This window comes from Variovorax paradoxus EPS (assembly GCF_000184745.1).
Classification (GTDB): domain Bacteria; phylum Pseudomonadota; class Gammaproteobacteria; order Burkholderiales; family Burkholderiaceae_C; genus Variovorax; species Variovorax paradoxus_C.
The window spans coordinates 1,655,847-1,676,632 of the sequence record NC_014931.1 but is presented as its reverse complement, the minus strand read 5'-3'; the positions used below and the strand labels follow the sequence as shown (position 1 = coordinate 1,676,632).

At 66.4% G+C, this 20,786-nt stretch carries 18 protein-coding genes; 8 read left to right on the top strand and 10 right to left on the bottom strand.

Going from position 1 to position 20,786, the window contains the following annotated elements:
• The first annotated feature begins 7 nt into the window (after positions 1-7).
• Together VARPA_RS07545 and VARPA_RS07540 are read left to right on the top strand one after the other, a co-directional pair.
• Complete coding sequence (locus VARPA_RS07545) at positions 8-532, top strand: GNAT family N-acetyltransferase (RefSeq protein ID WP_041942814.1); 525 nt, start codon at positions 8-10, stop codon at positions 530-532.
• Positions 519-1,802 carry an MFS transporter gene (locus VARPA_RS07540; protein WP_041942813.1) on the top strand — a complete coding sequence of 428 codons (1,284 nt, stop codon included), beginning with the start codon at positions 519-521 and terminating at the stop codon, positions 1,800-1,802. The genes VARPA_RS07545 and VARPA_RS07540 overlap by 14 nt, the downstream gene beginning before the upstream one ends.
• On the opposite strand, the gene VARPA_RS07535 is transcribed toward VARPA_RS07540, so the two are convergent.
• Positions 1,766-2,158 carry a tautomerase family protein gene (locus VARPA_RS07535; protein ID WP_041943404.1) on the bottom strand — a complete coding sequence of 131 codons (393 nt, stop codon included), beginning with the start codon at positions 2,156-2,158 and terminating at the stop codon, positions 1,766-1,768. The two genes, VARPA_RS07540 and VARPA_RS07535, sit on opposite strands and share 37 nt — an antisense overlap.
• A gap of 97 nt (positions 2,159-2,255) precedes the next feature.
• Here VARPA_RS07535 and VARPA_RS07530 point away from each other — a divergent pair, with 97 nt between their 5' ends.
• The gene (locus VARPA_RS07530) at positions 2,256-2,768 is read left to right on the top strand and encodes a winged helix-turn-helix transcriptional regulator (protein WP_013539959.1); all 513 of its coding nucleotides are present in this window, start codon (positions 2,256-2,258) and stop codon (positions 2,766-2,768) included.
• Between the two features lie 6 nt (positions 2,769-2,774).
• On the opposite strand, the gene VARPA_RS07525 is transcribed toward VARPA_RS07530, so the two are convergent.
• Genes VARPA_RS07525 through VARPA_RS07515 form a run of 3 tightly spaced genes read right to left on the bottom strand, consistent with a single transcriptional unit; the run spans position 2,775 to position 5,874 of the window.
• Positions 2,775-4,058, bottom strand: coding sequence for an AI-2E family transporter (locus VARPA_RS07525; protein ID WP_013539958.1), 1,284 nt, complete (start codon positions 4,056-4,058; stop codon positions 2,775-2,777).
• Positions 4,055-4,801, bottom strand: a complete 747-nt coding sequence (locus VARPA_RS07520) for a LytR/AlgR family response regulator transcription factor (protein WP_013539957.1) — start codon at positions 4,799-4,801, stop codon at positions 4,055-4,057. The genes VARPA_RS07525 and VARPA_RS07520 overlap by 4 nt, the downstream gene beginning before the upstream one ends.
• Complete coding sequence (locus VARPA_RS07515; protein ID WP_041943400.1) at positions 4,798-5,874, bottom strand: sensor histidine kinase; 1,077 nt, start codon at positions 5,872-5,874, stop codon at positions 4,798-4,800. The genes VARPA_RS07520 and VARPA_RS07515 overlap by 4 nt, the downstream gene beginning before the upstream one ends.
• A 58-nt stretch (positions 5,875-5,932) precedes the next feature.
• Between VARPA_RS07515 and argH the strand changes: the two genes are divergently transcribed.
• The 5 genes from argH (at position 5,933) to VARPA_RS07490 (ending at position 14,887) form a co-directional block, all read left to right on the top strand.
• Complete coding sequence (gene argH, locus VARPA_RS07510) at positions 5,933-7,330, top strand: argininosuccinate lyase (protein WP_013539955.1); 1,398 nt, start codon at positions 5,933-5,935, stop codon at positions 7,328-7,330.
• Between the two features lie 40 nt (positions 7,331-7,370).
• Positions 7,371-8,849: a rhomboid family protein gene (locus VARPA_RS07505; protein WP_013539954.1), complete on the top strand. Its 1,479-nt coding sequence runs from the start codon at positions 7,371-7,373 to the stop codon at positions 8,847-8,849.
• Between the two features lie 183 nt (positions 8,850-9,032).
• The gene (locus VARPA_RS07500; protein WP_013539953.1) at positions 9,033-10,259 is read left to right on the top strand and encodes an efflux RND transporter periplasmic adaptor subunit; all 1,227 of its coding nucleotides are present in this window, start codon (positions 9,033-9,035) and stop codon (positions 10,257-10,259) included.
• 9 nt (positions 10,260-10,268) lie between these two features.
• Positions 10,269-13,448: an efflux RND transporter permease subunit gene (locus VARPA_RS07495; RefSeq protein WP_013539952.1), complete on the top strand. Its 3,180-nt coding sequence runs from the start codon at positions 10,269-10,271 to the stop codon at positions 13,446-13,448.
• Positions 13,448-14,887, top strand: a complete 1,440-nt coding sequence (locus VARPA_RS07490) for an efflux transporter outer membrane subunit (protein ID WP_013539951.1) — start codon at positions 13,448-13,450, stop codon at positions 14,885-14,887. Before VARPA_RS07495 ends, VARPA_RS07490 begins: the two co-directional genes overlap by 1 nt.
• Positions 14,888-14,933: 46 nt before the next feature.
• Here VARPA_RS07490 and VARPA_RS30120 read toward each other — a convergent pair whose 3' ends face one another.
• From VARPA_RS30120 to VARPA_RS07465, 6 genes are all read right to left on the bottom strand, one after another.
• A complete protein-coding gene (locus VARPA_RS30120; RefSeq protein WP_144298952.1) occupies positions 14,934-15,329 on the bottom strand; it encodes a hypothetical protein in 396 nt (131 codons plus the stop codon).
• A 32-nt stretch (positions 15,330-15,361) separates the two neighbouring features.
• Positions 15,362-15,580 (bottom strand): hypothetical protein, encoded by a 219-nt coding sequence (locus VARPA_RS07480; protein WP_041942812.1) that lies wholly within the window; start codon positions 15,578-15,580, stop codon positions 15,362-15,364.
• A gap of 308 nt (positions 15,581-15,888) precedes the next feature.
• The gene (locus tag VARPA_RS31575) at positions 15,889-16,431 is read right to left on the bottom strand and encodes a T6SS immunity protein Tli4 family protein (protein ID WP_234974972.1); all 543 of its coding nucleotides are present in this window, start codon (positions 16,429-16,431) and stop codon (positions 15,889-15,891) included.
• A 409-nt stretch (positions 16,432-16,840) separates the two neighbouring features.
• A complete protein-coding gene (locus tag VARPA_RS31570) occupies positions 16,841-17,161 on the bottom strand; it encodes a hypothetical protein (RefSeq protein WP_080559363.1) in 321 nt (106 codons plus the stop codon).
• Positions 17,161-18,708, bottom strand: coding sequence for an esterase/lipase family protein (locus tag VARPA_RS07470; protein WP_013539949.1), 1,548 nt, complete (start codon positions 18,706-18,708; stop codon positions 17,161-17,163). The genes VARPA_RS31570 and VARPA_RS07470 overlap by 1 nt, the downstream gene beginning before the upstream one ends.
• Positions 18,708-20,780 (bottom strand): type VI secretion system Vgr family protein, encoded by a 2,073-nt coding sequence (locus tag VARPA_RS07465; RefSeq protein ID WP_268741653.1) that lies wholly within the window; start codon positions 20,778-20,780, stop codon positions 18,708-18,710. Before VARPA_RS07465 ends, VARPA_RS07470 begins: the two co-directional genes overlap by 1 nt.
• Between the last annotated feature and the right edge of the window lie 6 nt (positions 20,781-20,786).

The following is a 20,786-nucleotide window of genomic DNA, read 5'->3' as shown; positions in this document are numbered from 1 at the left end:
TCGAGGCATGCAAGCACCGCCCCTTCTTTCCTCCGCCCTCGAAATCCTCGATGCCGAGCCGCACCACATGGCCTCGGTGCAGGCGATCTACAGCCACTATGTGCAGCACGACCTGTGCTCCTTCGAGGAAGAAGTGCCCACTGTGGAAGACATGCAGACGCGCCGAACCGAGGTGCTGCGCCGCGGTCTTCCCTATCTGGTCGCACTGAAGAACGGCGAGGTGGCTGGCTATGCCTACGCGAGCCCCTACCGCGCCCGCTCCGCCTACCGCCACACGGTGGAAGACTCGATCTACGTCGCGCGCGGCATGCACGGCCACGGCATCGGCATGGCGCTCCTGCGGGCGGTGATCGCGCACTGCACCGAGGGCGGCTTCACGCAGATGGTGGCGGTGGTGGGCAACAGCGCGAACACCGGGTCGCAGCGCCTGCACGAAAGCCTCGGCTTCGAGACGGTCGGCGTGCTGCGCAGCGTCGGCTTCAAGTTCGGGCAGTGGGTCGATACCGTGCTGATGCAGCGTGCACTGCGCTGAACCCACACCCCGGCGCGGCTGGCTCGCGCTGCTGTGCACGAGCCGGCTGCTTCAGGCCATGATCGTCACCGCCTACTCGGGCGTGCTGCCTTTCATGATGATCGACTGGCACATGACGGCCGCCGAGGCCGGCTCGATCCAGAGCGCCTGGCACGTGGGCTACATGAGTTCGCTGTTCGCCGTGGGCCTCCTGGCGGACCGCTACGGGCCGCACCGGGTCTTCTTGGCCGGCAGCGCGGTCAGCGCGGTCGCGGCGCTGGCCTTTGCGACCTTCGCGCACGACCACCTCTCCGCGATGCTGCTCTACGGCCTCGCGGGCTTGTGCGCGGGCGCGTCGTACACGCCGGGGCTGCAACTGCTCGCGCGCAACACCGAGCCGGCGGTGCGCGGCAAGGCGATGGGGCTGTTCCTCGGCGCATCGTCGATGGGCTACGCCTTGTCGCTTGCGGTGGCGGCGGCGTTCAGCCATGCGCAGGGCTGGCGGCTGGGGTTGCTGGCGGCGGCAGGCTGCACGGCCGCGGGCGCGCTGCTGACGATCCCCGCGCTGCGACGCATGCGCCCGCCCGCGCCACCCGCCCCCGCGGGCACGGTGCGCGAAGGAACCTGGCATGCGCTGAAGGAAACGGTGCGCGACAAGCCCGCGATGGCCGGCAACTGGGCCTACGCCTTCCACTGCTGGGAGTTGATGGCCCTGTGGGCCTGGCTGCCCGCCTATCTCGTGGCATCGGCGGGCGGCGCGTCGCCGTGGCAGGGTGCGGGCATCGCGCTGGCGGCGTTCGCGCACCTGGTCAGCGTGTTCGGCAGCATCGCCGGCGGCGCGGCATCGGACCGCTTCGGCCGCGCGCGAATCATGATGGTCGCCACGCTCGCGAGCCTGTGCATGTCGTTCACCTTCGGCTGGATGTGGACCTGGCCGCTGTGGCTGCTCGCCGCGATGGCCGCCGTCTACAACCTCCTCGCAATCGCGGACTCGTCGGTCTACTCGACCGCGCTGGCCGACGTGGTGGCGCCGCATCGCCTCGGCGTGGCGTACTCGGTGCGCTCGGTGATGGGTTTCGGCGCGGGCGCGCTGAGCCCGTGGGTGTTCGGCCTCGTGCTCGACTGGGGGCAGACGCGCTTCGGCTTCGGCAGCACCTACGGCTGGGTCGCTGCATGGAGTTCGGTCGGGCTGGGCGCGTTGCTCGGTCCGCTGATGATCGCGCGCTTCGGTCGGCTGGAGCGCGCCCGGCGTGCTCAGCCGGCTTCGTCTTCCGACCACTCCGGGCTGTAGCCGCCCAGCGTCGGGTGGTACATCTCATCGCCCGAATGCTGGGTGAACTCGACGTTGAGCCGGTCTTCGCGCAGCCCCAGCATGTCGATGCAATCGCGGCACAGGGCCTTCGCGACCTCGAGCCGCAACTCGGCGGAGCGGCCGCGCCGGATGTCGCACATGAGCACCGACACCTCGACCACCTCGCCGTCCACCATGCGCCAGACGCCGCCCTCGCCCACCTCTCGGATCGCGACGCTGATGCGGCGGATGTCGACGCTCATCAGTTGCGCATAGGTTTCGCAGAGCTGGCGCGCGAGGCGCTTCTTGTCGGCCACTTCGTGGCGGCCGTTCACGTCGAGCTGGAGATAAGGCATGCCGGGCACCTTACGGAAATTCGATGCCATCGGTTGCGTTGCAGGCATTCAGGTTTTTATTTGCCACCGGAAGACCATCGCCGTTCTAATACGGACCATGGCCAAGAGACGAAGCCTCAAATCAGACACCTGCCCGATGGCGCGCTCGCTCGACATCGTGGGCGACCAGTGGTCGCTGCTCATCATTCGCGATGCGTTCGACGGCATGAAGCGCTTCGGCGAATTCCAGCAGAGCCTGGGCGTGGCGAAGAACATCCTGGCGGACCGGCTGAAGAACCTGGTGCAGGAAGGCGTGCTCGCGCTCGCGCCCGCATCCGACGGCACGATGTACCAGGAGTACGTTCTCACGCCCAAGGGCAATGGCCTCTTCCCCGTGGTGGTGGGCCTCAGGCACTGGGGCGAGCAGCACCTCTACGGCAAGGGCGAGGCGCACTCGGTGCTGGTCGAGCGGGGCAGCGGCAAGCCGGTGCGCAAGCTCGACCTGCGCACGCACGACGGCAAGCCGCTCGATGCGGCCGACACGTTCGTGAAGAAGCTCCCGGTGAAAAAGCCGGCGGCGAAAAAGCTGCCGGTGAAACAAGCGGCGCGCGGCAAGGCGCAGCCGGGCTGAGCGCCCCTATTCGCCCAGCAGTTCGCCTATGGGTTGCAGGTCTTCCACCCGGTCGCAGATCGACTTGATCACCATCGTGATCGGAATACCCAGCAGCAGCCCCCAGATGCCCCAGAGCCAGCCCCAGAAGATCACGCCCACGAACACCGCCACCGGGTTCATGCGGCTGGTTCGGCTGGTGAGCCAGGGCAGCAGCAGGTTGCCGATGATCGTGTGGATGGCCAGCGAAGTGCCGGCCACCGCAAGGCCCATCTGCAGGCTGTTGAACTGCAGGAAGGCCACGAGCCCCGCCGCCGCGAGCACGATGACCGAGCCGATGTAGGGAATGAGGTTGGTCACCGCGGCGATGATTCCCCACACCGCGGCGTTCTCCAGCCCGATGGCCCAGAACGCGAGGCCAGTGGCCAATCCCACGAGCACGCTGGTGAAGATCTGCACCAGCAGGTAACGCTCGATGTTGCGGGTGATGTCGTCCAGCACATGCACCGTGACCTTCTTCTTCTGCAGGCTCGAGCCAGTGATCTTGATGAGCTTGCGCCGGAAGGTGTCGCCCGAGCACAGCGCGAAGTAGGTGAGGAAGGCCACCAGCGTGAACTGGCCCAGCGCGCTCAGCAGGCCGACCGTGCCGCTCAGCAGGTAGTCGCGCACGTTGAAGCCCGGCCGCTCGATGATGACGCGGGCCACGCCGCGCCTCGAGGCGACGCGCGCGGAGTTCTCCTCGGCCGCTTTCTCCAACTGCGCGGCCGCCTGCTGCACGCTTTCGAGCGGCGTGGCGCTCGCGCCCTTGTCGCGGCGCATCGCCTGCCCGAGCTTCTGCGCGGCGACCGGCAGCGAATCGACCAGTTGCGAGGCGTTGCCCGAGAGCGAATAGCCCGTCCAGCCGATGCCGCCGAACAGGCCCACGAGGATGAACGCGGCGCCGATCCAGCGCGGCAGGTGCCAGCGGTGGAGCAATTCGACCAGTGGCGACAACGCATAGGTCAGCAAAAGGCTCAGCATCAGCGGGATGAACACCGCCTGGCCCCACTGCAGCGCGAAGACGCTGGCCAGCACGGCGAGCACGACCAGCGAGGCGCTGCGCACGTCGACCGGCATGTGCAGCATGAGGCGCCGGCGCTGGGCCGCGGTGGGCTCGGCAGCCGGCTCCTCCGGCGCGGCTGCGGCTTCCGGCGCAGGCGCGGCAGGAGAAGACGTCGCGGGAGGCTCGACGGCCGGAGGCTCCGGGGTGGGCTGCGGCGCCTCCGCAGCCTGAGGTTTGTCGGACGCAGGCGGCTTGTGTTCGTCGGTCATCGCGTTTCCTTGAGCACTTCGCGCACTGCGGCAAGTTGGCGCCGCGACACCGCGACGGGTTCGGGAATCGCATCCAGCCGGAGGGCCCAGCCTTCGGCGTCTTCGCCGTCGTCGTATTTCTCGAGCGCGCGGATGGCCGAGCGGGCCACCAGCGCATTGCGATGCACCCGCAGAAAGCGGTTCGGATAGCGCTCCTCGAACTCGTTGAGCGAGCCATCGAGGATGTGGCTGCGCGTGGCGGTGCGCACGGTGAGGTACTTGTATTCCGACTTCAGGTACAGCACCTCGGAGAGCGGCACACGCTCGGCGCGGCCGCGGTCCTGGATCAGCACGGTCTCGGGGGCGGCATCGGCCTGCAGCGCGCGGCGCTCCTTCAGGAAGCGCTCGGCCTTCAGCAGCGCCTGCTGCAGCCGCTCGGCGCGCACCGGCTTGGTCAGGTAGTCGACCGCGTCGAGCTCGAAGGCGGTGACCGCGTGCGTCGCATGCGCGGTGACGAACACCACGGCCGGCGCATCGGGGTTGCTGCGCAGCGCGCGCGCCACCTCGATGCCGTCGACGCCGGGCATGTGCACGTCGAGCAGCACGAGGTCGAGGTCCATCGTGGCCAGGTGCTGCTGCGCCTCGGCGCCCTGCGAGGCCTCGGCCACCACCTCGGCGGCGGGCGTGGTGCAGTCGCGCAGCAGGGTGCGCATGCGGGAGCGCGCCAGGGCTTCGTCGTCGACGATGAGGGTCTTGAGGGTCATGATGATTCGGCGGGGATCGCGATGCGCACCCGGTAGTTTTTCTGGTCCATGCCGGCGCTGAACTGCATCTGCATGTCGTGCAGCAGGCGCAGCCGGTCGCGCACGTTGGCCAGCGCGATGCCGTGGCCGCGCGGCAGCGGCTCGTCGGCCCAGCGCAGCGGCGGCAGGCTGTTGACCACCTCGATCACGACCATGCTGCCGCGCCGCTCGGTGCGGATGCGCAGCTTGGCGCCCTCGGGGCTGGGCTCCACGCCGTGCTTGATGGCGTTCTCGACCAGCGGCTGCAGCAACAGCGGCGGCAGGCGTGCATTGCTGGCGGCGGCATCGAGGTCCCAGCGGATGCGGAGGCGGTCTCCGAAGCGCACCTGCTCGATGGCGAGGTAGCGCTCGGCCAGCGCGATCTCGTCGGCCAGCGTGCCCGATTCGCCCGGGTCGGCCAGCGCCTGGCGGAACAGCTCGGCCAGGTCTTCGAGCATGGTCTCGGCCTTGGCGGGCTCCTCGCGCACGAGGGCGATGGCGCTGTTGAGCGTGTTGAAGAGAAAGTGGGGGCGGATGCGCGACTGCAGTTCCTCGAGCCGGGCCGTGGTTGCGGCGGGCGTCTGGCCGCGTGCGCGCAGGGCCATCGCGGTCATCACGAGCCCTGCGAACAGCGCGCCGGCCAGCCCGCTGGCCAGCCACGGCGCATTGGCGAGCACGCCGGTCAGGCGCAAGAGGCCGCAGCCGTAAAGAGAGGCCAGCGCGCCCAGCAAGGCGCCGGCCACGTACTGCCACTGGCGCGGCAAACGCCGCAATTGCTTCTTGAGCCCGCAGGCCGTCACCAGCCAGAGCAGCGTGGCAGGCAAGGCGCCGCCGGTGACGGTGGCGGTCTGCACCAGCCATTCGCCGGGCGTGGAGATCACGAAGAGCGCGGCGATGGCGACCACCACCTCCACGAACACCACGGTGCGCAGCACCACGCCGATCTGGCAGGCATCGAACAGCGACGGCTCGGCGCGCAGGGGCGCGCGAGCCCTCTCCGACGGCGTCGGGGGCGTGGAGCCAGAGGTGGCCGATAAAATCGCCGGGTTGCGCATCGCGGACATCACAGTTACATCGGGTGACCAACCCATTATTGCCTCCTGGACGGCTCCCATGACCCAAAACCAACTCGACAAGAAATCCGAAGCCTGGTCGGCCCTTTTCTCCGAACCGATGAGCGACCTGGTGAAGCGCTACACCTCCAGCGTCTTCTTCGACAAGCGCCTCTGGCAGGCCGACATCGAGGGCTCCCTCGCCCATGCCGGCATGCTCGCCGCCCAAGGGATCATCCAGAAGCAGGACCACGCCGAAATCGAGCGTGGGATGGCGCAGATTCGCAGCGAAATCGAATCCGGTGCCTTCGAGTGGAAGCTCGACCTGGAAGACGTGCACCTGAACATCGAGGCGCGCCTCACGCAGCTCGTCGGCGACGCCGGCAAGCGCCTGCACACCGGCCGCAGCCGCAACGACCAGGTCGCCACCGACGTGCGCCTCTGGCTGCGCGGCGAGATCGACCTCATCGGCGACCTGCTCACCGAACTGCAGAAGGCCCTGGTGGACATCGCCGAGAAGAACGTCGAGGTGATCCTCCCCGGCTTCACCCACCTGCAGGTGGCCCAGCCGGTGAGCTTTGGCCACCACATGCTGGCGTACGTGGAAATGTTCAGCCGCGATGCCGAGCGCATGGGCGAGGTGCGCAAGCGCGTCAACCGCCTGCCGCTGGGCGCCGCCGCCCTTGCCGGCACCAGCTACCCGCTCGACCGCGAACTGGTCGCGAAGACCCTGAACATGGACGGCGTCTGCCAGAACAGCCTGGATGCCGTGAGCGACCGCGACTTCGCGATCGAATTCACCGCCGCGGCGAGCCTGTGCATGGTGCACATCAGCCGCATGAGCGAAGAACTCATCCTGTGGATGAGCCAGAACTTCGGCTTCATCCAGATCGCCGACCGCTTCACGACCGGCTCGTCGATCATGCCGCAGAAGAAGAACCCCGACGTGCCTGAGCTGGCGCGCGGCAAGACCGGCCGCGTGGTCGGCCACCTGATGGCGCTCATCACGCTCATGAAGGGCCAGCCGCTGGCCTACAACAAGGACAACCAGGAAGACAAGGAGCCGCTGTTCGACACCGTCGACACGCTCAAGGACACCCTGCGCATCTTTGCCGAGATGATCGGCGGCATCACCGTGAAGCCCGAGGCAATGGAAGCCGCGGCGTTGCGCGGCTACGCCACCGCCACCGACCTGGCCGACTACCTCGTGAAGAAGGGCCTGCCCTTCCGCGACGCGCACGAAACCGTCGCGCACGCCGTGAAGGCGGCGACGTCGCACAAGGTCGACCTCGCCGAGCTGCCGCTCGCGGTGCTGCAGCAGTTCAACCCGAACATCGAGAAGGACGTGTACGACGTGCTGAGCCTGCGCGGCTCGCTGAACGCACGCAACATCCTCGGCGGCACCGCGCCTGCGCAGGTGAAGGCGCAGATCGCGCGCCACCGCAAGCGCCTGGGCTGATCGCGGCACCGCATCAGCAGCAGCAACCGGCCGCCCCACCGTGTTCTACGCCATCCCGCTCGAGAACAAACCGAGCTGGCGCAATCCACCGTGGCTGACGGTGCTGCTGATCCTCGTCAACATGATCGTCTGGTGGGGGCCGCAGACCAGCGAAGAGAACGGCCGCGAGCGCGCTGGCCAGTACTACGTGAAGAGCGCGCTGCCCGCGCTGGAACTGCCGCCCTTCGTGGAGTGGCTGAAGAAGACCGACGCGAAGCGCGGCAAGCTGGGCGAGCGCATGTTGAAGGCCGAGGCCTACGAGCAGTTGATCCAGGCCATGAAACACGACCGGGCCTTCCAGAAGAAGCTGAAGGCCGAAGAGATCATCACGCCCACCCATCCGCAGTACGCCGAGTGGAAGCGCGACCGCCAGCAGTACGAGTCGATGCTGCCCGCCCCCTTCACCGAGCGCTGGGCGCAGGACTACGGCAAGGACGCCGGGTTCAGCAAGCCCTGGACGCTCATCACCTCGGCCTTCCTGCACGGCAGCACCGGCCACCTGCTGGGCAACATGCTGTTCCTCTTCCTGTTCGGCGCCTCGGTCGAGCTGGCCCTGGGCCGCAGCACCTACCTCACGTTTTACCTGCTGGGCTGCGTGGGCGCCTCGGCGCTGGCCGCCTGGGCCTACGCGGGCAAGGGCTCCTATGGGCTGGGCGCCTCGGGCGGGGTCTCGGCGCTGATGGGCATGTACGCGGTGATGTATCGGCTGCGGCGCATCCGCTTTTTCTACCAGCTGTTCTTCTATTTCAACTACGTCAGCGCACCGGCCCTGCTCCTGCTGCCGGCCTGGATCGTCAACGAACTGATGCAGCACTGGCTCGCCGACGAAGGCGTTGCCTACATGGCGCATTTGGGTGGACTGCTCACCGGCGCCGCGCTGATGGCCGGCGCCATGCTGCTCGGCCGCGTGAAGACGCCCGAGACGGTGAAGTCGGAAATGGTGAACGACGACGACCGCTTCGATGCGCACGTGGCCGCTGCCCGTCGGCTGGGTGCCGCGATGAAGTTCGAGCAGGCCGCCGCCGAATGGCGTGCCGCCGCGGCGCTGCACCCCGGCGACACCGACACGCTGCGCGCCTGGTTCAACACCGCGCGCCTGCAGCCCGCGAGCGAAGACTTCCACCAGGCCGCGCGCCGCATCTTCCGCCTGCCCGCGACCGATGCCGAGACGATCGCCCTGCAGCACGCCAGCTACCGTACCTACCTCGACCAGGCCAAGCCGGGCCTGCGCCTGAAGCCCGACGACATGGCGCGGCTCGCGCGCCGGTTCGCGCGCATCCGCGAGTTCGGCGATGCCGACATGCTGTGCCGCATCCTGCTGAAGACGGCGCCTGACCATCCGCAGCTGGCCGACACGCTCTCGGTGTGCGCCAACGGCCTGCTGCACGCGGGCGAGCGCGAGAAGGCGATCGGCCTCTTGCCGCACCTGCTGCGGCTCGCGCCCAACGACATGGTCACGCGCGCCCTGCAGCGCGCCTGAAATCGCGACGATCCCCTGGGGGTTGTCATGCCCCTGTAGACCGCCGCTGACACCATGGGCATTGCAGGCACTGCAATTGCTGCGTCTCGCGTGTAAAGCCGGCCCTTGCGCCCGCGCCTCGTTGAACTTGAGGCTGCCCGCTCGCTCCATCTGGAGCTTTTTCCTACTTCCGTTGCCTGATTCATGCCTGACCACACCCGCTCCCGCTTCGCCCTGCTTGTTACAGCCCTGGCCATCGCCGCGCTCGCAGGGTGTTCACGCACCAGCGTGGAGGCGCCCGGCACCGCCAAGGCGGCCGCCGCCGCACCAGAAAAGGAAGTCGGCGCCGTCACCCTGAAGCACGAGCCCCTCGCCCTGAGCACCGAACTCCCCGGCCGCACCGCCGCGCCGGTCATCGCCGAGATCCGCCCGCAGGTCGGCGGCATCCTCAAGGAACGGCTCTTTACAGAAGGCTCGCAGGTCAAGGCCGGACAGGTGCTCTACCAGCTCGACCCGGCCTCGCTGCAGGCAGCCCATGCGAGCGCGCAGGCCAGCGTGCGCAAGGCCGAATCGGCTCTGGCCACGGCCCGCACGGTGGCCAAGCGCAACTCCGAGCTGGTGAAGATCGACGCCATCAGCCGCCAGGTGTTCGACGAATCGCAGGCCGCCGAGCAGCAGGCCGAAGCCGACCTCGGCGTGGCCCGCGCGGCCGAGCAGACCGCGCGCATCCAGTTGGGCTACACGCGCATCACCTCGCCGATCACCGGCTGGGCCGAACTCTCGACCGTGACCCCGGGCGCGCTGGTCACAGCCAACCAGGCGGCGGCCATGACCACCGTGCAGCAGCTCGATCCGATCCATGTGCATGTCACGCAGTCGAGCAGCGAGCTCTTGCGCCTGAAGCGCGAACTCGCCAGCGGCCGGCTGCAGCGCGCGAACAATGCCGAGGCGAGCATCCAGCTGCTGCTCGAAGACGGCAGCAAGTACCCGCATGCCGGGCGCCTGACCTTCAGCGGCGTCACGGTCGATGCGGGCACCGGCAGCGTCACGCTGCGTGCGGTGGTTCCCAACCCCGACCGGCTGCTGATGCCCGGCATGTACGTGCGCGCGGTGCTGCAGGAAGGCGTGAACCAGGCCGCGCTGCTGGTGCCGCAGCAGGCCGTCACGCGCGCGCCGGACGGCAGCGCCTCGGCGCTGGTGATCGACATCGAGAACAAGGTCGCCAAACGCCCGATCACCGTGGGCCGCGCGGTCGGCACGCAATGGCAGGTGCTCGACGGCCTCGCAGCGGGCGACCGCGTGATGATGGAAGGCTCGCAGCGCGTGAAGGTCGGCGACAAGGTGCGCGTGGTCGATCTCGGCGCGAAGCCGGTCACAAGCCCGGTGGCCATCGCCAAGCCCGACGCCGCTTCAGCAACGCTCGCGCGCTGAGGCCACGCCATGGCCCAGTTCTTCATCGACCGCCCCATCTTCGCGTGGGTGCTCTCCATCGTCGTCATGCTCGCGGGGTTGATGGCGATCCGCACGCTGCCTCTGGAGCAATACCCCGACATCGCGCCACCGCGCGTGTCGATCAACGCCACCTACACCGGCGCCTCGGCCAAGACGGTCGAAGACTCGGTCACCCAGGTCATCGAGCAACAGATGAAGGGGCTGGACAACCTGCTCTACATGCAGTCGACCAGCAACTCCTCGGGCGTGGCGCGCCTGTCGCTCACCTTCAACGCGGGCACCAACATCGACGTGGCCCAGATGCAGGTGCAGAACAAGCTGCAGCAGGCCATGTCGCGCCTGCCGCAGCAGGTGCAAAGCCGCGGCGTCACCGTCACCAAGGGCGGCAACGACTTCCTGCTGATCGTCTCGATGTACTCGGGCGACGGCAGCGCTTCCGCGGTGGACGTGGGCGACTACATCAGCAGCAACCTGGTCGACGTGATCAGCCGCATCGACGGCGTGGGCGAGGTGCAGACACTGGGCACCGGCTACGCGATGCGCCTCTGGCTCGACCCCGACAAGTTGCGCAAGTACGCGCTGATGCCCTCGGATGTGGGCAACGCCATCACCGCGCAGAACGCGCAGGTCTCGGCCGGCCAGTTGGGCGCACTGCCCGCCGGCGCGCAGCAGCAGCTCAACGCCACCATCACCGCGCGCAGCAAGCTGCAGACGGTTTCGCAGTTCGAGAACGTGGTGCTGCGCGCCACGCCCGACGGCGCTGTGGTGCGCCTGCGCGACGTGGCGCGCGTCGAGCTTGGCGCCGAGAACCTCACTGTGCGCTCGCAGCTCGGCGGCCGTCCCGGCGCGGGCCTGGGCGTGGTGCTGGCCGACGGCGCCAACGCGGTGCAGGTGGCCGAGGCGGTGAAGGCCAAGGTGGCCGAGCTGCAGCCGCTCTTTCCGAACCAGCTGCAGACCTTCGTGAGCTATGACACCACGCCCTTCGTGAGCGCGTCCATCGACGAGGTGGTGAAGGCGCTGGCCGAGGCCATGCTGCTGGTCGTGCTGGTGATGTACGTCTTTCTGCAGAACTTCCGCGCGACGCTGATCCCGGCCATTGCGGTGCCGGTGGTGCTGCTGGGCACCTTCGGCGTGCTCTCCATGGCCGGCTATTCGATCAACACGCTCACCATGTTCGGCATGGTGCTGGCCATCGGCCTTTTGGTGGACGACGCCATCGTGGTGGTGGAAAACGTCGAGCGCGTGATGCATGAAGAAGGCCTCTCGCCCAAGGAGGCCACGCGCAAGTCGATGGCCGAGATCACGCCCGCGCTCGTGGGCATCGCGCTGGTGCTGTCGGCGGTGTTCATCCCGATGGCCTTCTTCGGCGGCTCGACCGGCGTGATCTACCGGCAGTTCTCGATCACCATCGTCTCGGCGATGGCGCTGTCGGTGTTCGTGGCGCTCACGCTCACGCCGGCGCTGTGCGCGACGCTGCTCAAGCCCGTGGCCAAGGGCCAGCACGCGGTGGCCCGACGCGGCGTGCTGGGCGCGGTCGACCGCTTCTTCGCGGGCTTCAACCGCAACTTCGACAAGGGCGCCGACCGCTACCAGGGCGTGGTGGGCGGCATCGTGCGGCGCGGCAAGCGCAGCCTTGTGGTGTACCTGCTGATCGCGGCCGCGATGGCGGTGCTGTTCATGCGCCTGCCCACCTCCTTCCTGCCCGACGAGGACCAGGCCTTTTTGCAGGTGCAGGTGACGCTGCCGCCGGGCGCCTCGGACGCGCGTCTGCAGCCGGTGGTCACGCAGATGCAGGACTACTTCACCAAGCAACCCGAGGTGGTGAGCGTGAACGTCATCACCGGGCAGAACGGCGACCAGAGTTCGGCGCGCGCCTTCGTGAAACTCAAGGACTGGGCCGAGCGCGAAGGCGACGGGCAATCGGCCGCCGCGCTCGCGCGCCGCGCCAACAAGGACCTTTCGACCATCCGCGATGCGCGCGTGTTCGTGCTGCTGCCGCCGGCGGTGCGCGGGCTGGGCGCCAACGCGGGCTTCAACTTCCACCTGAAGGACATCAACGGCCTCGGCCACGACGCGCTGGTGAAGGCACGCGACCAGGCCATCGAGCTGCTCTCCAAGCGCTCCGACGTGGTCGTGAACGTGCGCAGCAACAACCTGGACGACACGCCGCAGTTCGCGGTGGACATCGACGATGCACGCGCCGGCGCGGCGAGCCTCGCCACGGCCGACATCGACAGCACGCTCTCCAGCGCGATGGGCGGCACCTACATCAACGACTTCCTGGACAACGGCCGCGTGAAGCGCGTGTACATGCAGGGCGACACCGCCTTTCGCATGCTGCCCGCCGACATCGATCGCTGGAGCGTTCGCAACAGCCTCGGGCAGATGGTGCCGTTCCCCGCGTTCTCGAGTTCGCGCTGGACCTACGGCTCGCCGCAGCTGCAGCGCTACAACGGCAGCCCGAGCTACGAGTTCGTGGGCGATGCCGCGCCGGGCGTGAGCTCGGGCGACGCCATGGCCGCGGTAGACGAGGTGATGAAGCAGATGCCCGCCGGCATCGGCTACGAATGGACCGGCGCGTCTTTCCAGGAGCGGCTCTCGGGCGCGCAGGCGCCTGTGCTCTACGCGATCTCGATCCTCTTCGTGTTCCTGTGCCTCGCGGCGCTGTACGAGAGCTGGTCGGTGCCGTTCTCGGTGATCCTGGTGGTGCCGCTGGGCATCGTGGGCGCGCTGCTGTTCACCAGCTTTCGGGGCCTGAGCAACGACGTGTACTTCCAGGTCGGCCTGCTGACGACGGTGGGGCTCTCGTCGAAGAACGCGATCCTGATCGTGGAGTTCGCCAAGCAGTTGCAGGAGCAGGGCAAGGGCGTGATCGAGGCGACGCTGGAAGCGGTGCGCCTGCGGCTGCGGCCCATCCTGATGACCTCGCTGGCGTTCGGCTTCGGCGTGCTGCCGCTGGCCATCGGCACCGGCGCGGGCGCGGGCGGCCGCCAGTCGATCGGCACCGCGGTGCTGGGCGGCATGGTGGTGGGCACCGCGCTCGGCATCTTCTTCGTGCCGCTGTTCTTCGCGCTGATCCGCGGGTGGCTGGAGGGAAGGCGTAAGCCGGCGAAGGCCGAAGTGACGGACGCATTGCCGGCGACCACCGCGGAACAGGGAGGCCACTGATGCGGCGCACATCCCTCTCCCGCTTTCCGCTGCGCGCACTGGCCTGCGCGGCCATGGCTTCGGCCGTGCTCTCGGGCTGCATCAACCTCGCGCCGGCGTACGAAACACCGGCCTCGCCGGTGCCGCAGGCCTTGCCTTCGGGCGGCCTCGCCACGGCCACGCCGCTCGACGTGAGCTGGCGCGATTTCTTCGTCGACAAGCAGCTGCAGGGCGTGATCGAACTCGCGCTCGCCAACAACCGCGACCTGCGCGTGGCGGCGCTCAACATCGAGCGCGCACGCGCCCAGTACGGCATTGCGCGCGCGGGCCTGTTTCCGACCGTCGAGGCCGGCGCAGGCGGCAGCCGCTCGCGCACGCCGGGCAGCCTCTCGACCAGCGGCGAAGCGCGCATCTCCTCGCAGTACAGCGCCGACCTCGGCATGACAGCCTACGAACTCGACCTGTTCGGGCGCGTGCGCAACCTCAGCGAATCGGCGCTGCAGAGCTACTTCCAGACCGAGGAAACCCGGCGCAGCACGCAGATCAGCTTGGTGGCGTCCGTGGCCACGGCCTGGCTGCAACTGGCCGCGGACGAGCAGCGCCTGGCGCTCGCGCGCAGCACGCTGGAGAGCCAGCGCAAGTCCTACGACCTGATCCAGCGCAGCCATGCGCTGGGCTCGCAATCGGGGCTGGCCCTCGCGCAGTCGCAAAGCACAGTCGAAGCCGCGCGGGCCGATGCAGCCGCGTTCGACAGCCTGGTGGAACAGGACCGCAACGCGCTCACCCTGCTGGTCGGCACCACGCCGCCGGCCGAACTGCTGCCGACCACGGCGACGACCGAAGCCGCGCAACTGCTCGTGCCACCGGCCGGCCTCTCGTCGAGCGTGCTGCAGCAGCGCCCCGACGTCCGCGCCGCCGAGCACGCCCTTCGCGCAAGCAACGCCGACATCGGCGCGGCGCGCGCCGCCTTCTTTCCGCGCATCGCGCTCACGGCGTCGGCGGGCACGGCAAGCAGCACGCTCTCGGGCCTGTTCACCAGCGGCAGCAAGGCATGGAGCTTTGCGCCTTCGGTGAGCGTGCCGATCTTCGACGGCGGCGCGAACCGCTCGAACCTGAAGGTGGCCGAGGCGCAGCAGAAGATCCAGCTCGCGACCTACGAGAAGACCGTGCAGACGGCCTTCCGCGAAGTGGCCGACGCGCTGGCCGAGCGCCGCACGCTGGCCGAACGGCTCGATGCGCAGCGCTCGCTGCTGGGCGCGACCTCGCGCAGCTTCGAGTTGTCGCAGTCGCTCTTCAGGAGCGGCGCGACGAGCTTCCTTGATGTGCTGGATGCGCAGCGCGCGCACTACGCGGCGCAGCAGACGCTGATCGGCCTGCAGCTCACCGAGCAGACCAACCGGCTCACGATCTACAGGACGCTGGGCGGCGGCTGGAGCGAGGGCGCGGACGGGAACGGCTAGCCGAGGGGGGTCGCATGCGCAGGTGGGTGATGTGCCGCGTGCAGCTTCATACGCCATCCGTGCTCGAAACGAAGTGCCACTGCTCGAACTCTGGATCGAAGAGTCCAAATTCGCAGTTGTCGATCGCACCTCCCGGGTGAACGAATGCCTGCGACGAACGAACCGCCCGTTCGGCGAGCTTGTAGAGCCCCGCAGGATCCCAACTCCAGGGCGTATCGTTTATCTCGCGCCATGAAAAAAGTCCGTCGGATTCGTGCAGGCGATCCACGATAGCCAACGAGCTATCGTCCACCTCGAATGTGCAGGGTTCCGATGGGATTGGCACAAGAACCAATGAACGTAAATATTGGCATGGCGTACCGCTCGGGCGCACCATCAGCCGTCTGTTTTGCGTCAGCCAGGCCAGATGCAAACTGGCCACCAGCAGGCCGGTGGGCACCATGAGTCTGCCGATGGGGACAGTCGAGCCCGGCATCACGCGGTACTGCAGACCTTGCCCCTGCTTTGTCCGAAAGGCCCCTCGATGTGCGCATCGATCAACGACAGAAAGCACAACAGTGCCTCGCCCTCGGGAACGACTTCAGTGACATAGAGACACTGCGACTCGTAGAGCATTGCGAGTACATAGACTTCGCGATCCCTAAAAGGCGAACGGATGTGATTGAGCGATCTCTGCTGTGGCTTGTTCTTCATTGATCGCTCCCTGGTTTGAATTCGAGGAAATCATCAAAATCGTGCAAGGTCATCGACCGGGTGGATCGAAACCGCGATGCCGGGGTGTCACAACAATGGCGACTGAATGCGAGGGTTGGGGTCGTGTACCGCGGCCCGCTCCCATAGGGAGCCTGCAGGCCGCCACCGATAGTTGGTGGGTTCCTTCACGAACTTGACGATGATTGGGAGCGAGGCGCGGGAGGAGATGGGAAGAACTGCCATCGCACTCAATGCGAGCAATGTCTGTCGGCGCGTTGGCGTTGTATTGACGGTCATCAATGCTTGCCTCATTTGATCGCCACTGCATCGGCCGGTGCGCCGGGCACAGCCACACGGAACTTGAGCCCGTCGAGCAACTTGTCCCACAAGGCAATGGCTTCTTCATCGTTCAGGGAAGAGATTGCAGCCGCTCCCACGCGATCCGATGCGACCTTGGTATGCATCGTCACATTCAGCCGCGCGGGGCGCGCGACGTTGCCGCTCTGGCCGATGAACAGCCATTCGAATTCTTGCGTTCCGTCGGGGTAGCGCGCGAGCGACTCTTCACCGGCCCAGCCGTGAACGGTTTTCTTGCCCTCGCGCAAGGTTGCGAGCTTGGGGTAGCTGCTGCCTGCTTCGCGCTTGCGGTCGCCGATCAGCTTGAGCAGGCCGTCGCCGTTGCTGCCCCGGGTGCTTGCGGCCTGATTGCTCTCGACGCTGAAGACCACATCGGGCAATGCGGCCATGTGCAGGCCGACTTGCGAGAGGGCACTGCTGAACGAGGCGTCGTAAGTGAATCCGTATTCGTGGCAAAGGCCTTGATCGGTAGGAACCTCGTCCGGTTCGCGCACGCGCAAATTCTTGGCCGTCTCAACGGTATCCCGAAGAATGGTCCTTTCGGTTGACCCGCTATCAGTGGCGTCGCCATAAAAATATGCGGCCCAGCAACGTAGTAAATGCGAAAGCCTTCCAGTTCAAGTTCTTTTGCGGAGCCACTCTTGTACGACCTAATCAGCCACGTGTTTGGAGCTGGTCCCTTGCCGAAGTAGGTGATCTCGGCAGTCTTGTTGGCCGTCAGAATCTTCGCTCGCTCGGCCTGCATCACCTTCTCAATGTCTTTGGCCCGATTGGGCAGGGTCGGGAAGTCGCGTCCGAAGGCGAGGCGCGAATCCACGGGAACAGTCAGCACATAGCGCCCGAAACACAGCAGTTTGGTGTGTTCGAACAGTTTCTCGATACGAGGGTTCATGGTTGCATCCTTCATTGCTGTTCTTTCGTGGGGTAGTCCCACTCCTTCTTGGCCCACCACGCGGGGTCGTAGGCATTGGCAATGCGAACGATGCCGTAGAGCGTCGAGGCAATGGCACCGCTGTTCTCGTAGCTGCCCTGATGGTCGTAGCCCGTCTGGACGAACTTGATCCTGGCTTGAACCTTGTCTGCGCTGCGTTGCACCGGCACGGTGCCATCTGCTGCCGTGTCGGGCGGCTGGAGCCTGAGTTGCAGCGCTACCCCATTTGCCCCTTTCACTCGCAAGGAGCCCGTGGCGTCGTCGCCTTTTTCGCCCTCTACTGGCGTCCACATCAAAGGGTTGCCTGCGGCAGCGGCATCGCCGTCGACGACGCGCCAGACCACCTCGTTCCAAGCCGTTGCGACAGGTCGCGACCATAGTGCGCGTAGGTGCAGTCATGGAAGGTGTCCTGGATCGCGTCGGCGAATTTCATCGCCTCTTTGATGCGCTCCATCGTTGCCTTCGGCCCGATCTGTTCCTTGGTCTTTCCACCTTTCTTGGGAGGCATCTTTATCTGTTCCGCAGGATCAATCCAATCTGGATTGATCAGCCGCCACCACTTCTGCGTCCCCAAGGTATAGATCTCATCCACAGCGGCAGCTTGAGGTAGTTTGACCAGGGTCTTTCCCTCCTGGTCCTGCACATGCAGCCATTGCGTGCCGTAAGCCGTAGCCGGCAACAGTTCCAGGCCGCCTTGTGCGTTGGCCAGCACCGCCGTCACTTTCTCCCCGGTTTCTCCCAGCACCTTCTGGGTGATGTTTCCCGGCACATCCCAGAAACCCTTACCGCCCTCGAATCCCGCGCGAATGCGCTTGTAGGCCGCGGCTGCGCCGGTCGTCGGCATCACGCCGTGCACGACTCCCAATACCTTGCTCTTGATCTTTCCGTAGTCCGGGTGAATGAGGGCGCGCGCCAGAAGCCCTCCCATGCTGTGGGTCACGAGGATGACGCCCGGACAGTTGAATCCGTTTTCGTTGTAGGTGTCCACCAGCTTCTTGATCTTTTTCGCCAACGAATCGGCCTCTTCACCATTGCTTTTGAGCCAGTTGTAGCCAAAGGCGTGCACGGGATACCAGCAGTCGCCGATTCTCTTGAGGTCGTCTTCCGTCAGTGGGGCTCCGCTCTGGCCGCCGAAGCTCGAAGGCTCCCGGCCCACCAGTGCTTCGGGGTTGTTCTTGTCGGACCAGATGGGAGAGACTTTCACTTCCCCGCCCTGGCCTTGCAGCATGTCGTTGAGCTGCTGCTCCAGGCGCTTGATGACGTCGCCGTAGGAGCTGAACATCACTTCGCTCCAGCCACGTGCCCGGGCTTTTTGCGCAGCGGTGAAGCTTTGCCGGTTGCTTGCCAGTGGGTGATCGGGGTCGGCCTTAGGATCTCTCACCAGCAGCTTGCTGATGTTGCCAAGATCGTCGGGAACGTTGTCGTGACGCTGATCGGAACTGACGGTCTCATTGCCCGTTGCATCGAAGCGGTCGGCGTCGGCGTCGGTGACGCTGTCGGTGACCTTGTAGCGATCCACCTCGACTTCGTCCGGGTCCAGGCGCATTTGCCGGTCTGCAGCGCTCGCGTTGCGCCGACTCAAGGCATCGCCCTTGTTGTCGGGCCACCAGGAGCGGTTGTCCTTGCGTTTGATCAACGCCTGCCGTGCCTTGGACAAGCGCAGGTTGCTGCCCATGATGCCGGGCAGGAACACGATGGGAATGAGCTTGCCCGGTGGCACGCGCACATGGACCTTGCGTTTGTCCGTCACCGGTGTCGTCACAACTGCTACGTCGGCAAAACCACCAATCCCCAAGCTGAAGTCCAGCCACGCGTCTTCGTCTTCGCCCTGTACCGCCATTACTTGCTCCCGCCCTTGGTTTTTCCCATCCAACGCAGCCTGTAGACCTCTGGCCCGTCAGAGCGCTGCATGCGTGTGGCGCCATCCGTGCCCGTGGCGGCGCCGTTCTTCTTTGCCCGATCGCCGGGAGTCGGTGCCGGCTCGCCGTCGCGGGTGAGTTTGAAACCCTGTTTGGCTGCAGGAGTGTTCTTCTCGTCGAGGTGATGAAAGATCACCTCCTGATCGAACGGTGCCTTCACATCCTGGTTCATCATCTCGGACGTCCGGCTGTCCGGCCCTGCAAAGCTGTGCGTAGCGGCATGCTCGAGCCACACACCTTGAGTGCCATGCACGATGCCCGAGGCATTCCAGCGCGTGTAGCTGCTCCCCCCGTTGATCAGGATCTCCTCCTTGGCGGTGATGGTGATCCTGTTGGCCTCCAGCTTGATATCGAGCTTGGCCATGAGCTTGATGCTGTCCTGCAGTGCCACGATGTCGATGCCGGCCGTGGCCGCCGTCAGGCGAATGGCCTTGTAGGCAAACAGGCGCACTGCGTCCTTGACGCTGGCCAACAGGCTCTTGCCCGCGCTGATGCTGGTGTGCCCGCCGCTGCTCAGCGCGGTGTGCTCGATGCTCGCCATGTGCGTCGTCGTGCCGGCAGTGCTGTGAATGCCTGTCGGGCTGGCGAGCACCAGATGGGGTTCGGCGAGCTCCGGGAACTGCCCTTGCGCCGCGCCACTTCTTTTGCCCTTGATCGCCTCGTTGTGCTCCTTCAGAACCCTCGTCACGGCATCCTGATCGCCCGATTTGTGCGCTTTGGCCTGTTGCGCAATCTCGCTCATACCCTCGTGCAGATCGCGTGCCTGCGTGAGCCTGACGATGGTCTCGCCCATGTCTGTGATGTGTGCCTGCGCGTTGGGCCTGGCCTCGGTGGTGACCAGCAAGCCCATGGCGGCGCGGACGGCGCCATGGCCATCGGTGCGCAATTCGACCCCTTGACCCCGATCGTCCTTGCGACCGGCCGTGTCCTCGATGCGCCCGATGTGCCCGAGACTCAAACTGCTGCTCAGATGATCGCTCTTGAGTTGCGCCTGAATCTTGCCGGGATGGTCGTCCAGTTCGAGGTGGTTGCCTCGTGCACCCAGGCCGCTGCCATCTGCGCTCAGCTCGCGGCTGCGAAATCCAGAGAGGTTCTTCTGCCCGGGCAGTTGCCTCGGCGGCATGTTCAACCGGTTGTAGACACGGCCGGTGACGACGGGTCGGTCGGGGTCGCCGTTCTCGAAGTCGACGATGACCTCTTGGCCGATGCGAGGCACGTGCATGCCGCCGAACTGGGAGCCGGCCCAAGGGGAGGCGACGCGGATCCAGCAGGACGCGTTCTCGTCCTTGGTGCAGTAGCGGTTCCAGTGGAAGCTGACCTTGATGCGGCCGTACTCGTCGGTCCAGATTTCCTGGCCGCTCGGGCCGGTGACGATGGCTGTTTGCGGCCCCGTGGTGCTGGGCTTGGGCTGGGTCTGCGGCGAGCGAAAGATCTTGTTGGCGGGTTGAACCTCGAAATCGGTGTGGCAGACGTAGTCTTCCTGGCCGCTGGCATGCCCGCTTTCATGCAGGTGCAGGGTACTGGCGATGACCAGATATTCCTGGTTCGCCGCATCCTGCGGATAGTTGACCAGCGAGAAGGTGCATCCCGTCACCACGGTCCGCAGGTTGCCGCTTCCCCGCCCGCGGCTGCCGGGTGCACCTATTGCCTCCATGCGCGTGCGCGCAATGTCCCGGCCTTCGTCCGGCTCACTGTAGTCGCCCGGCCACTTGTACATCTCCTGCGTGCTGTTGCCCGTATTGCGCTGCATCCGGGAGGTCTGCTGGAGCCTTGCGCGCGGCTTGGTGAAGTCGAAGTCGTCGGTGACCCACTGGCCCGATTCGAGGGTTTCAATGCTGCAGAAATCGTTGCAGTATTCCTCGTCGATCTTGTGCCCGGGTGGGTAGTGGCGAATGGCGTGATAGGCCTCGCTCTCGAATCTCTTGTGAGCCCCCAGGTCGTCCACCAGCACCAACCTGTGGGCACCCTCCTTGTGTTCGAAGAAATAGTAGATGCCGAA

Bases quoted from the DNA above. Each gene is read 5' to 3' on its own strand.
- VARPA_RS07530 (WP_013539959.1), top strand. From the start codon at position 2,256: ATGGCCAAGAGACGAAGCCTCAAATCAGACACCTGCCCGATGGCGCGC.
- VARPA_RS07525 (WP_013539958.1), bottom strand. From the start codon at position 4,058: ATGACCGACGAACACAAGCCGCCTGCGTCCGACAAACCTCAGGCTGCG.
- VARPA_RS07520 (WP_013539957.1), bottom strand. From the start codon at position 4,801: ATGACCCTCAAGACCCTCATCGTCGACGACGAAGCCCTGGCGCGCTCC.
- VARPA_RS07515 (WP_041943400.1), bottom strand. From the start codon at position 5,874: ATGCGCAACCCGGCGATTTTATCGGCCACCTCTGGCTCCACGCCCCCG.
- VARPA_RS07480 (WP_041942812.1), bottom strand. From the start codon at position 15,580: ATGAAGAACAAGCCACAGCAGAGATCGCTCAATCACATCCGTTCGCCT.
- VARPA_RS07500 (WP_013539953.1), top strand. From the start codon at position 9,033: ATGCCTGACCACACCCGCTCCCGCTTCGCCCTGCTTGTTACAGCCCTG.
- VARPA_RS07535 (WP_041943404.1), bottom strand. From the start codon at position 2,158: ATGCCTTATCTCCAGCTCGACGTGAACGGCCGCCACGAAGTGGCCGAC.
- VARPA_RS30120 (WP_144298952.1), bottom strand. From the start codon at position 15,329: ATGGTGCCCACCGGCCTGCTGGTGGCCAGTTTGCATCTGGCCTGGCTG.
- VARPA_RS31570 (WP_080559363.1), bottom strand. From the start codon at position 17,161: ATGTGGACGCCAGTAGAGGGCGAAAAAGGCGACGACGCCACGGGCTCC.
- VARPA_RS07490 (WP_013539951.1), top strand. From the start codon at position 13,448: ATGCGGCGCACATCCCTCTCCCGCTTTCCGCTGCGCGCACTGGCCTGC.
- VARPA_RS07495 (WP_013539952.1), top strand. From the start codon at position 10,269: ATGGCCCAGTTCTTCATCGACCGCCCCATCTTCGCGTGGGTGCTCTCC.
- VARPA_RS07545 (WP_041942814.1), top strand. From the start codon at position 8: ATGCAAGCACCGCCCCTTCTTTCCTCCGCCCTCGAAATCCTCGATGCC.
- argH (WP_013539955.1), top strand. From the start codon at position 5,933: ATGACCCAAAACCAACTCGACAAGAAATCCGAAGCCTGGTCGGCCCTT.
- VARPA_RS07470 (WP_013539949.1), bottom strand. From the start codon at position 18,708: ATGGCGGTACAGGGCGAAGACGAAGACGCGTGGCTGGACTTCAGCTTG.